The following is an 11,082-nucleotide window of genomic DNA, read 5'->3' on the forward strand; positions in this document are numbered from 1 at the left end:
AGGGAACCCGATGTCCACCGTCATCGACCAGGGGCTCGTGAGCCTCGACGCGCCGCTGGGCGCGGACAAGGCCGACGTGATCCGCGCGCTGGCCGCGCGCGTGGTCGCGGCCGGCCGTGCCACCGACGCCGAGGCGCTCTTCGCCGACGCCTGGGCCCGCGAGGAGAAGGACTCCACCGGCGTGCCCGGCGGCATCGCCATCCCGCACGCCAAGTCCGACGCCGTCACCGAGCCGACGCTCGCCGCGGCCCGGCTGCCCAAGGGCGTCGACTTCGGCTCCTTCGACGGCCCCGCCGACCTCGTGTTCCTCATCGCGGTGCCGACGGCGTCGACGCAGGACCACCTCGCGGTGCTGTCCACGCTCGCGCGTTCGCTCATCCGCGACGAGTTCGTGGCGTCGCTGCGCTCGGCGCCCGACACCGCGACGTTCGTCCGCCACGTCGAGGAGGCCCTCGCGCCCGAGCCGGCCGCCGCGCCGGCACCGGCTGCAGCCGCACCCGGCGCCCCCGCCGCTGCCGCCGCCGCGGCCGCCGCCGGCACCGCGGCAGGCGCTGCCGCGGCCGCCGCCCCCGCGCACCACACCGGCAAGCCCGTGCTGATCGCCGTGACCGCGTGCCCCACGGGCATCGCACACACGTACATGGCCGCCGACGCGCTCGCCAAGGCGGCCGAGCAGGAGGGCATCGAGCTGCACGTCGAGACCCAAGGCTCGTCGGGCTCGACGCCCCTCGCGCCGTCGGTCATCGAGCGGGCCGACGCCGTCGTATTCGCGGTCGACGTCGACGTGCGCGACAAGTCGCGCTTCGCCGGCAAGCCGGTCGTGGCCGGCCCGGTCAAGCGGGGCATCGACCACCCGGCCGAGATGCTCCGCGAGGCGGTCGCCGCGATCGACGACCCGTCGGCGCCGCGCGTCGCGGGTGACGCCAGTGCGAGCACCGCTGCGGCGGCCGTGGCGAACGAGCACTTCGGCCAGAAGGTCAAGCGCGTGCTGCTCACGGGCGTCAGCTACATGATCCCGTTCGTCGCGGGCGGCGGCCTGCTCATCGCCCTCGGCTTCCTCTTCGGCGGCTACGACATCACCGAGAACGCCAACGAGATCGTCACGACGAACAACCTGTTCAACCTTCCGGAGGGAGGGATCCTCGAGTACCTGGGTGCCGTCTTCTTGACGATCGGCGGAATCTCGATGGGCTTCCTCGTACCGGCGCTCGCCGGCTACATCGCCTACGCGATCGCCGACCGCCCCGGTATCGCGCCCGGCTTCGTCGCCGGCTCGGTTGCCGGACTCATGGGCGCCGGCTTCATCGGCGGCCTCGTCGGTGGCCTGCTCGCCGGCTGGGTAGCCCTCGTGTTCGCCCGACTCGACGTCCCGCGCTGGCTCAGGGGCCTCATGCCCGTCGTGATCATCCCGCTCGTCGCCTCGATCGTCGCATCCGGGTTGATGATCGTCGTGCTCGGCGGCCCGATCGCCGCCCTGTCCACGGCGCTGAACGACTGGCTCTCGGGACTCAGCGGCGCGGCCGCGGTCGTGCTCGGCCTGATCCTCGGCGCGATGATGGGCTTCGACCTCGGCGGTCCCGTGAACAAGGTCGCCTACTCGTTCGCGGTGGCCGGCCTCGGCGCGGCGTCGATCGAGAACCAGGCGCCGCTCCAGGTGATGGCGGCCGTGATGGCCGCAGGGATGGTCCCGCCGCTCGCGATGGCGCTCGCGACCGTGGTCGACCGCAAGCTGTTCACGCCGGTCGAGCGCGAGAACGGCAAGGCGGCGTGGCTGCTCGGCGCGGCGTTCATCTCCGAGGGCGCGATCCCGTTCGCGGCGGCCGACCTGTTCCGCGTCATCCCTGCGACCATCATCGGCGGTGCCGTGGCCGGCGCCATCTGCATGGGCATGGGCGTGACGTCGCAGGCTCCGCACGGCGGCATCTTCGTGTTCTTCGCGATCGGGAATTTGCTGTGGTTCGTCCTCGCGATCATCGCCGGCAGCGTCGTCGGCGCCCTCGTGGTCATCGCACTCAAGCGCTGGGCACACCGGCGCCCGGTGCGCGAAGAGCAGGCGGTGGGTGCGCCTGAGGTGGCCGTGGCCTGACGGCTGCGCGATCACCCCGGCGGCCGGTGCTCCCTCCTGGGCACCGGCCGTCGGCGCGTCCGCACGCGGCTCAGCGACGCGGCTCAGCGACGCGGCTTCAGCCTCACCGTGGGAAGCTCGGGGGCCGGCAGCGGGCGGCCGTCGTACCCGGCGACCGTGCCGAACGGTCCGTCGGGGTCGTTCCGGTCGATCACGTCGGACTGCCAGCGCCGCCGGAACTCGACGACCTCGTCGTGCGAACGCCCGATGAAGTTCCACCACATCACGAGCTCCTCGCCGAACGGCACGCCGCCGAGCAGGACGACCCGCACCGGGTCGGCGTCGGCCCGGAGCCGCAGGCGCCGGTGACCCGGCTCGAGGTACGCCAGCTCGGACCAGCCCACCTCGGTGGCGGCGTCGGCGCCCTCGACCTCGACGTGCGCCGGGCCGGCGTCGACCAGCACGCCGTGCTCGAACGACGGGTCCAGGGGAATGTCGACGGTGCCGCCCGCGGGCAGGTCGACCTGCGCGCCGAGCAGCGGCGAGAAGACGGTGACCGGTGCGGATGCGGCATCCGTCGGCTCGGCCCCGGCGTCGACGGCGAGCTCGCCCACGAACACGCGTACCGTCGCATCGTCGAGGACGAACGGCGTCGTGTCGGCGTGCTCGAAGAAGGGCGCGACGTGGCGCGACGCCTCGGGGAGCGCGACCCACAGCTGCACGCCGTGCAGCCGCGTGGTGTTCGCCGTCGACACCTCGGAGTGCGAGATGCCGCGGCCGGCGGTCATCAGGTTCACCCCGCCCGGGCGGACGAGTTCGTGGCTGCCTGCGGAGTCGCGATGCTCGATCTCGCCCTCGAACAGCCAGCTGACGGTCTGCAGACCGGTGTGGGGATGCGGCGGCACCACCATCCCGCCCGTCGCCGAGACGTCGTCGGGCCCGTAGTGGTCGGCGAAGCACCACGCGCCGATCGTGGTGCGCCCGCGCTGCGGCAGCGTGCGGCGCACGGGCATCGCGCGCGGTCCGCCCAGCGGGACCTCGCGGTAGTCGAGCACCTGCACGGCCGGCCCGTTCGGAGCCTCGGGCGGGCAGAGCAGTTCGACGGGATCGCGTTCGAGGTTGCTCATGCCCGAATCCTACGCGCGGCCCGGGCCGCGACATCCTGCCGTGAACGGATGCCGCGGGCTAGCATGTCGCACATGGCCCCGCACGCCGAAGTCCGCCGTCTCCTGCTCGCCTCCGTCGCCGTCGTGTCGGCGCTGCTGCTCTCCGGGTGCGCGCCCGGGTCGGGCCCGATCGAGGACTTCCCCGGCCTGCCCGTCATCGACGAGGAGACCGAAGCCGAGGGCGAGGCCGAAGACACCGAGGAGGGCGGGCCGACCGAGGACGAGACCGAGGAGGACTCGGCCGAGGAGGCCCCCGAACCCACGGGCGACGAGCCGGTCGTGCAGTACCTCCAGGACGGCGGACGGCTCGCCATCACGATCTGGGGGTCGTCGACCTGCCCGATCGTGCCCACCGACCTGCGCGTGACCGCCGAGGCCGGCGAGGGCAACGCGGTCGAGGCCATCCTCCCCGAGCAGGAGGATGGCGCCTGCACCGCCGACTTCGTGCCGCACACGACCGTCTTCTCGACGCCCGCCGACGTGACCACGACCGAGGAGCTCGAGGTGACGGTGGGCGACCAGGTCGTCACCGTTCCGGTCAAGTAGGCGGCGCGTGGCAGGTCCCTCCGGCGCCGCACCGACGACCCGCGAGTCGAGTCCGGCGACAGGCCCGCTCGCGCGCCGCACGCCCGACGCCGTCAGGTCGCTCGCGTGGGCGCTGCCGTCGCTTCTCGCACTCGGCCTCGCGATCCACCGGTCGGCGCTCGCGCCGATGTGGCTCGACGAATACGCGACGGCAGCGCACGCCGCACTCGAACCCGACGAGCTCCTCCGGGCGGTCGGCAGAGTCGACGCGGTGCTCGGCCCGTACTACGCGCTGATGCACGCGCTCGCCCCCGGCCTGGGCGGAACCGGGCCGGGCCTCAGGGTGCCTTCCATCCTCGCGTTCACGGCGGCGACCGCGCTCGTCGGCGTGATCGCAGCACGCTGGTGGGGGTGGGTGGCGGCCCTCGCGTCGGGTATCGCGTTCGCGGTCAACGGCGCGATGCTCGTCCAGGCGACGACCGCCCGCCCGTACGCGCTCTCGGTCATGTTCGCGCTGGCCGCCGTGCTGTGCCTGGACCTCGCACTCTCCCGTAACGGCACCGACCGGTCACGAGATCGCAGGTTCGCCTGGGCCGGGTTTGCCGCCGCCGGCGTCGCCGCCGTCGCCATGCACGCCTTCGCGATCGGGGGGCTCATCCTGACGGCGGTGCTTCTCGTCGGGCGCCGGGAACGCGTGCGGGCCTGGCTCGGCGCGATCGGGCCTGCGACGGCGATCGCGATCGCGATCGTCCTCGTCGGGTCGGGGCAGCGGGGCCAACTCGGATGGCTCGACGCCGCGAATCCGCGGGAGGCGCTCGCGTTCCTCGCCGAGGCGTGGGGTGTCACGCCGGGACGGGCCGTCGTGTTCGACGCCGTCGCGCTCGCCGCCTTCCTCGCGATGATCGTGACGACGCTCGTGGCGATCGGCCGCCTCGCGGTGGATCGCCTCGATCGGGAACAGCGACTCCGCACCGCCGCATTCGCCGCCGCACTCGCCGTGGTGCCCTGGGCCGCGTTGTTCGTCGGGTCCTGGCTCGTCGCGCCTATGCTCACCGATCGCTACATCATCTGGTCGGCGGCCGGTGCGGCGCTCTCGATCGGCGCGGCCGTGCACCTGGTCCCGCACGCCCGCTCCCGGCTCGCGATCGCCGCGGTCGCATTGGGCGGGGTGGTCCTGGCCTCGTCGGTCGTGTTCGCCGTCGAACGGGAGGGCGCCCTCGATCCGCAGCCCGGCGGCATGGAACGCGTCATCGACGCGCTGAAGGACGATGCCGAACCCGGCGACCGGATCGCGCTCGTCCAGCGTTACTGGGAGGGCGGCGTCTCGCCGGAGTTCGCGGCCGCAGCGGAGGACGCCGCCCACGCCGCCGAGATCCAGGACCGTCTCCCGGACGGCGGTCAACCGCTCATCGCGGTCCGCCGGATCACCTCGCTCGACCCGTTCCGCACCGTCGCGGACGACTCCCGGATCACGCCGGGCAGCGCGGTCTGGCTCATCCGCATCCTTCCGTTGACCCCCGACGACCTCGCCACCGTGGAGCCGACGCTGGCAGAGTGCCTCGCATCACTCGATTCCGGTGACGCGACGGAGATCGCCGCCTTCCACGTCGCCCGCGTGGACTGCGGGCCGCGATGAGCGCAGCACCCGTCCGCGAGCCGGTCGGCGGTCACTCCTGGCCGATGGTGAGGTCGACGAAGACCTCGCTCGCGACCCGCTCCAGGTCGTCGCGCACGTCGGAGGGGTCCTCGCCGGGAGGCACCCGCACGAGGATGTGCGCCTCGAAGAGCTGCCCGCCCGACATGGGCGCGTCGCGGCGCTCGGTGGTGATCGACTCGATGCTCAGCCCGTGCCGCGCGAGCACCGCCGAGACGTCTCGCACGATGCCCGGGTGATCGGTGCCGACGAGGTCGATGCGCAGGTGCGGCCAGCCGTCGGCGGTCGGCGCGGATGCCTCGTCGGTGCCCGGATGCGCTGAGACCTCCATGAGCCCGTCGAGCCCGGCGAGCGCGGCGCGCAGCGCGTCGGCGCGGTCGGTCGGTACGGTCACGACGACGATGCCCGCGAACTGGCCCGCGAGCTCGGCCATCTGGCTCTGCTCCCAGTTGCCGCCGTGGGACGTGACGGTCTCGGCGAGCGCCTCGACGAGGCCGGCGCGGTCGTCTCCGATGACGGTGAGCACGAGTCTGGGCATGGGTGCATCCAATCACGCACGACGGCCGCGGTCGAGAGGTCAGGGCCCCGAGGCATCCGCCGGCCGCAGCACGAGCAGCTCGCCGATCTCGCAGTCCAGCGCACGGCAGACGGCCTGCAGCGTCGAGAAACGGATGGCGCGAGCTCGGTCGTTCTTCAGCACGCTGAGGTTCACGACGCTCACGCCGACGAGTTCGGCGAGGCGGGTGAGCGTCAGGCCGCGCTCGGCGAGCAGTTCGTCGAGCCGGCAGTGGACGTCGTGCGCCTCGTCGACCTCGGCCGGGGCCATCAGACGAGCCCCTCGTTGTCGCGCTGGAGCCGTGCGCCGATCTGGAAGGCGGCGCCGACCGCGCCGAGTGTGAGGATCGCGAACGGTGCGGCCCAGTTCGTGCTGAAGGTGATGCCCTCGTAGGTGGAGTCGCTCACCGCGGAGAGCGCACCGTTGACGGTCATGTTCGTGAGGATGGTGCCCAGCAGCCAGCCGGCGGCGAGCACGCCGGCGCCCCACAGCACGATCCGCACGTTGGTGCGCGAGAACGCGCGGCCGCGCGCGAGGTTCCAGCAGAGCAGCGCGAGCATCACCACCCCGACGATGATGGCGGCGCCGTGCACGATCGGCTCGGCGACCAGGGCGAAGGCGGTCGCCGCGGCCGGTTCGGGCACGGTCACGACCGCCTGGTCGACCGAGACGGTCACGTCCGCCCCATCGGGCCCGATCGGCAGCTCGGCGCGCTCGTCGAGGAAGGGGACGAGGACCGGGACGTCGCGGAGCGGAGCGACCTCCCCGAGTCGGAGCGCCACGTTCCAGATCGTCGCGATGATGGCGAGCATCGCGATCCCCACGGTCGCGTACATCCCGATGGTGTCGCCGCGATCGAGGCGGTTGGTGCTGTCATGGGTGGTCATCTGCCCTCCGGTCGTTCCGGCCATATCGAGTTTCGATATTATCGATGATCGATACGATACGGATGGCACTGGAACCCGTCAAGCATCGGTGCGCCCACGGCGAACACGGACCCGCCGCGCAGGCGCGGTCGTTACCGTTGTTCTATCGGCGCCCCCACCCGGCGTCGACGAGGAGTTGATGATGTTCGAGAGATTCACGGACCGAGCCCGCCGTGTCGTCGTCCTGGCGCAAGAAGAAGCCAAGATGCTCAACCACAACTACATCGGCACTGAGCACATCCTGCTCGGCCTCATCCACGAGGGTGAGGGCGTTGCGGCGAAGGCGCTCGAGTCGCTGGGCATCTCGCTCGACGCGGTCCGCGAGCAGGTCCAGGACATCATCGGCCAGGGCCAGCAGCAGCCCACGGGGCACATCCCGTTCACGCCGCGTGCCAAGAAGGTGCTCGAGCTGTCGCTACGGGAGGCGCTGCAGCTCGGCCACAACTACATCGGCACCGAGCACATCCTCCTCGGCCTGATCCGCGAGGGCGAGGGCGTCGCCGCCCAGGTGCTCGTCAAGCTCGGCGCCGACCTCAACCGCGTGCGCCAGCAGGTCATCCAGCTGCTCTCCGGCTACCAGGGCAAGGAGCAGGTGCAGGTCGGTGCGAACGAGCAGCAGCAGCCGCAGGGCGGTTCGCAGATCCTCGACCAGTTCGGCCGCAACCTCACGCAGGCCGCACGCGAGTCGAAGCTCGACCCCGTGATCGGCCGTGAGAAGGAGATCGAGCGGGTCATGCAGATCCTCTCCCGCCGCTCCAAGAACAACCCCGTGCTCATCGGCGAGCCCGGCGTCGGCAAGACCGCCGTCGTCGAGGGCCTGGCGCAGGCGATCGTCAAGGGCGAGGTGCCCGAGACGCTGAAGGACAAGCAGCTGTACTCGCTCGACCTCGGCTCGCTGATCGCCGGCTCGCGCTACCGCGGCGACTTCGAGGAGCGCCTCAAGAAGGTCACGAAGGAGATCCGCACGCGCGGCGACATCATCGTCTTCATCGACGAGATCCACACCCTCGTGGGTGCGGGCGCCGCCGAGGGCGCGATCGACGCGGCCTCGATCCTCAAGCCGCTCCTGGCGCGCGGCGAGCTGCAGACCATCGGCGCGACCACGCTCGACGAGTACCGCAAGCACTTCGAGAAGGATGCCGCGCTCGAGCGCCGCTTCCAGCCCATCCAGGTCGCCGAGCCCTCGCTGCCCCACGCGATCAACATCCTCAAGGGCCTCCGCGACCGCTACGAGGCGCACCACAAGGTGTCCATCACCGACGGCGCGATCGTGGCCGCGGCGAACCTGGCCGACCGCTACATCAGCGACCGGTTCCTGCCCGACAAGGCCATCGACCTGATCGACGAGGCCGGCGCTCGCCTGCGCCTGTCGATCCTGTCGTCGCCGCCCGAGCTGCGCGAGTTCGATGAGAAGATCGCCGTGGTCCGCGCCGCGAAGGAGACCGCGATCGAGGAGCAGGACTTCGAGAAGGCCGCGTCGCTGCGCGACGAGGAGAAGAACCTGCTCGGCGAGCGGCTCCGCCTCGAGAAGCAGTGGAAGTCGGGCGAGGTCAAGACGACCGCCGTCGTCGACGAGGGCCTGATCGCCGAGGTGCTCGCGCAGGCGACCGGCATCCCGGTCTTCAAGCTGACGGAAGAGGAGTCGTCGCGTCTCGTCTTCATGGAGAAGGCGCTGCACGAGCGCGTCATCGGCCAGGAGGAGGCGATCGCCGCCCTGTCGAAGACGATCCGCCGCACGCGCGCCGGCCTGAAGGACCCGAAGCGGCCCTCCGGCTCGTTCATCTTCGCCGGGCCCACGGGTGTCGGCAAGACCGAGCTCGCCAAGGCGCTCGCCGAGTTCCTCTTCGACGACGAGTCGGCGATGATCTCGCTCGACATGTCGGAGTACGGCGAGAAGCACACCGTCTCCCGCCTCTTCGGCGCCCCTCCCGGCTTCGTCGGCTTCGAGGAGGGCGGCCAGCTCACCGAGAAGGTGCGGCGCAAGCCGTTCTCGGTCGTACTGTTCGACGAGATCGAGAAGGCCCACCCCGACATCTTCAACTCGCTCCTCCAGATCCTCGAGGAGGGCCGCCTCACCGACGGCCAGGGTCGCGTGGTCGACTTCAAGAACACCGTCATCATCATGACCACGAACCTCGGCACGAAGGACATCTCGGGCGGTCCCGTCGGCTTCCAGGTCGAGGGCGACACCCGTACGGGCTACGACCTGATGCGCGCGAAGGTGAACGAGGAGCTGAAGAAGCACTTCAAGCCCGAGTTCCTCAACCGCGTCGACGAGATCATCGTCTTCCCGCAGCTGACGAAGCCCGAGCTCCTCCAGATCGTCGACCTGTTCATCAAGCGCCTGGGCGAGCGCATGCTCGACCGCGACATGACCGTCGAGCTCACCGTCCCGGCCAAGGAACGGCTCATCGAGGTCGGGTTCGACCCGGCGCTCGGTGCCCGCCCGCTGCGCCGCGCGGTGCAGCACGAGGTCGAGGACCGCCTCTCCGAGAAGATCCTGCACGGCGAGCTCAACTCGGGCGACCACGTGCACGTCGACTTCGTCGACGGCGAGTTCGTCTTCACCACCACCCAGCGGGCGCTGCCCGTCGGCGTGGGCGTCAACACGAGCGCCGCGATCGGCACCGGCCCGACCACGCCCGACCTGGCGGCGGGACAGTAACCGGCCGCCCGGTACGACGATTCGACCCGAGCGGGCGGATGCCGCGGCATCCGCCCGCTCGCTCGTCGGCATACGATGAGCGGATGACGCAGCCCTTCCACGTGCGCAAGGCGCGCACGCACGACGTGCCGAAGATCATCGAACTCGTGGAACCGCTCGTCGCGCGTCGCATCCTGCTCGGCAAGGAGCGTGTCGACCTCTACGGCGCCGTGCAGGAGTTCCGTGTCGCCGAATCGGCCGACGGCCAGGTCGTCGGCTGCGGGGCGCTGCACGTCATGTGGGAGGACCTCGGCGAGATCCGCACGCTCGCCGTCCGCGACGAGTGGCTCGGCCGCGGCGTGGGCCGTGCGCTGCTCGCCGCGCTCGAGGCCGAGGCCCGCGAGCTCGGCCTCAGCCGGCTGTTCTGCCTCACGTTCGAGGTCGGCTTCTTCGGACGCAACGGGTTCGAGGACATGGGCGCCGAGACCGTCGACCCGCAGCTGTACGCCGAGCTGGTGCGATCCCACGACGAGGGCGTCGCCGAGTTCCTCGATCTCGCCCGCGTCAAGCAGAACACGCTCGGCAACACCCGGATGCTGAAGATCCTCTGAGCGTTCCTCAGCGGGCGCAAGGCGCGCCGCGGTGGCATCCGGGGAGTTCCCTCCGCCGGTCGTAGCCTGAGGCCATGACGTCGAACCGCCCCTCGCCCGGGCGACTGCCCGCCTCCGTGTACCGGCGTCGCCGGCTCATGGTCCTGCTCGGGCTGGTCGCCGTCGTCGTCGCGATCGTCCTCGTGGTGGTCCGCCCAGGAGCGAGCCAGGGCGACGAGGTGTCGCAGACCGTGCGGCCGACGGCGACCGCGAGCGCGCCGGCGACCGACGCGCCGGCCACGGACGCGCCCGCCACCGACGCGCCCGCCACCGACGCGCCCGACGCGGAGCCGATCGAGTCCGAGCCGCCCGCCGAGGCCGCCGCCGACGGCGCCCCGTGCGCCGAACGCCAGATCATCGTCGAGGCGATCACCGACAAGCAGGTCTACGCCTCCGGGGAGCAGCCGAACCTCTCGGTGACGATCACCAACACGGGGCCGAACACGTGCGTGCTCAACGTGGGCACCGCGGCCCAGGTGTTCACCGTCACGAGCGGCAGCGAGGCGTACTGGACGTCGACCGACTGCCAGGTCGACGCCGTCGACGCGCAGGTCTCCCTCGTGCCGAACTCGCCGGTGTCGTCGAGCGCGCCCATCGTGTGGGATCGCACGCGGTCGAACGCCGACACGTGCGGCGGTGAGCGCACCGCGGTGCCGGCCGGCGGAGCGTCGTACCACCTCGCCGTGAGCGTCTCGGGCTTCGAGTCCGACGCGACGAAGCAGTTCCTGCTCTACTGACGCGGCGCGCTGCGCCCTGCGCCGCTCGCCTGCGACGTCGAATCCCGGGGTTTTGGGGGGGGGGGGGGGGGGAGGGAGGGGGGGGGTGGGGGGGGGGGGGGGGGGGGGGGGGAGGGGGGGGGGGGGGAACAGGGGTTTGTTTGTGTTCCCTCTCGCGAC

The 11,082-nt window shown here is 71.6% G+C and carries 10 protein-coding genes; 6 read left to right on the forward strand and 4 right to left on the reverse strand.

The genetic code is table 11. The features are described 5' to 3' along the window. Positions 1–10: 10 nt before the first annotated feature. Positions 11–2,086, forward strand: coding sequence for a PTS fructose transporter subunit IIABC (locus ACZ4TW_RS09800; protein ID WP_465542472.1), 2,076 nt, complete (start codon positions 11–13; stop codon positions 2,084–2,086). Between the two features lie 83 nt (positions 2,087–2,169). Here ACZ4TW_RS09800 and ACZ4TW_RS09805 read toward each other — a convergent pair whose 3' ends face one another. Then, positions 2,170–3,192: a pirin family protein gene (locus tag ACZ4TW_RS09805; protein WP_465542473.1), complete on the reverse strand. Its 1,023-nt coding sequence runs from the start codon at positions 3,190–3,192 to the stop codon at positions 2,170–2,172. A gap of 72 nt (positions 3,193–3,264) precedes the next feature. On the opposite strand from ACZ4TW_RS09805, the gene ACZ4TW_RS09810 reads away from it, so the two are divergent. Together ACZ4TW_RS09810 and ACZ4TW_RS09815 are read left to right on the forward strand one after the other, a co-directional pair. Then, positions 3,265–3,777: a hypothetical protein gene (locus tag ACZ4TW_RS09810; protein ID WP_465542475.1), complete on the forward strand. Its 513-nt coding sequence runs from the start codon at positions 3,265–3,267 to the stop codon at positions 3,775–3,777. 7 nt (positions 3,778–3,784) lie between these two features. Further along, the gene (locus tag ACZ4TW_RS09815) at positions 3,785–5,392 is read left to right on the forward strand and encodes a hypothetical protein (protein ID WP_465542477.1); all 1,608 of its coding nucleotides are present in this window, start codon (positions 3,785–3,787) and stop codon (positions 5,390–5,392) included. 31 nt (positions 5,393–5,423) lie between these two features. Here the strand turns inward: ACZ4TW_RS09815 and ACZ4TW_RS09820 are convergent, their stop codons facing one another. The 3 genes from ACZ4TW_RS09820 to ACZ4TW_RS09830 are packed head-to-tail and all read right to left on the reverse strand — an operon-like array spanning position 5,424 to position 6,853. Beyond that, positions 5,424–5,948 (reverse strand): glycine cleavage system transcriptional repressor, encoded by a 525-nt coding sequence (locus ACZ4TW_RS09820; RefSeq protein ID WP_465542479.1) that lies wholly within the window; start codon positions 5,946–5,948, stop codon positions 5,424–5,426. Between the two features lie 39 nt (positions 5,949–5,987). Then, positions 5,988–6,236, reverse strand: a complete 249-nt coding sequence (locus ACZ4TW_RS09825; RefSeq protein WP_465542481.1) for a helix-turn-helix domain-containing protein — start codon at positions 6,234–6,236, stop codon at positions 5,988–5,990. Further along, complete coding sequence (locus ACZ4TW_RS09830; protein ID WP_465542483.1) at positions 6,236–6,853, reverse strand: hypothetical protein; 618 nt, start codon at positions 6,851–6,853, stop codon at positions 6,236–6,238. The genes ACZ4TW_RS09825 and ACZ4TW_RS09830 overlap by 1 nt, the downstream gene beginning before the upstream one ends. Positions 6,854–7,034: 181 nt before the next feature. Between ACZ4TW_RS09830 and ACZ4TW_RS09835 the strand changes: the two genes are divergently transcribed. From ACZ4TW_RS09835 to ACZ4TW_RS09845, 3 genes are all read left to right on the forward strand, one after another. Further along, positions 7,035–9,557: an ATP-dependent Clp protease ATP-binding subunit gene (locus ACZ4TW_RS09835; protein WP_465542485.1), complete on the forward strand. Its 2,523-nt coding sequence runs from the start codon at positions 7,035–7,037 to the stop codon at positions 9,555–9,557. An 83-nt stretch (positions 9,558–9,640) separates the two neighbouring features. Beyond that, positions 9,641–10,147 carry an amino-acid N-acetyltransferase gene (locus ACZ4TW_RS09840; RefSeq protein WP_465542487.1) on the forward strand — a complete coding sequence of 169 codons (507 nt, stop codon included), beginning with the start codon at positions 9,641–9,643 and terminating at the stop codon, positions 10,145–10,147. Positions 10,148–10,221: 74 nt separating this feature from the next. After that, positions 10,222–10,923, forward strand: coding sequence for a hypothetical protein (locus ACZ4TW_RS09845; protein WP_465542489.1), 702 nt, complete (start codon positions 10,222–10,224; stop codon positions 10,921–10,923). The last annotated feature ends 159 nt before the right edge of the window (positions 10,924–11,082 follow it).

The organism is Agromyces sp. NPDC029043 (assembly GCF_055564615.1).

What these genes read in the sequence shown, in the direction of transcription:
- ACZ4TW_RS09800 (WP_465542472.1), top strand. Translation starts at nt 11, where the DNA reads ATGTCCACCGTCATCGACCAGGGGCTCGTGAGCCTCGACGCGCCGCTG.
- ACZ4TW_RS09805 (WP_465542473.1), bottom strand. Translation starts at nt 3,192, where the DNA reads ATGAGCAACCTCGAACGCGATCCCGTCGAACTGCTCTGCCCGCCCGAG.
- ACZ4TW_RS09810 (WP_465542475.1), top strand. Translation starts at nt 3,265, where the DNA reads ATGGCCCCGCACGCCGAAGTCCGCCGTCTCCTGCTCGCCTCCGTCGCC.
- ACZ4TW_RS09820 (WP_465542479.1), bottom strand. Translation starts at nt 5,948, where the DNA reads ATGCCCAGACTCGTGCTCACCGTCATCGGAGACGACCGCGCCGGCCTC.
- ACZ4TW_RS09825 (WP_465542481.1), bottom strand. Translation starts at nt 6,236, where the DNA reads ATGGCCCCGGCCGAGGTCGACGAGGCGCACGACGTCCACTGCCGGCTC.
- ACZ4TW_RS09830 (WP_465542483.1), bottom strand. Translation starts at nt 6,853, where the DNA reads ATGACCACCCATGACAGCACCAACCGCCTCGATCGCGGCGACACCATC.
- ACZ4TW_RS09835 (WP_465542485.1), top strand. Translation starts at nt 7,035, where the DNA reads ATGTTCGAGAGATTCACGGACCGAGCCCGCCGTGTCGTCGTCCTGGCG.
- ACZ4TW_RS09840 (WP_465542487.1), top strand. Translation starts at nt 9,641, where the DNA reads ATGACGCAGCCCTTCCACGTGCGCAAGGCGCGCACGCACGACGTGCCG.
- ACZ4TW_RS09845 (WP_465542489.1), top strand. Translation starts at nt 10,222, where the DNA reads ATGACGTCGAACCGCCCCTCGCCCGGGCGACTGCCCGCCTCCGTGTAC.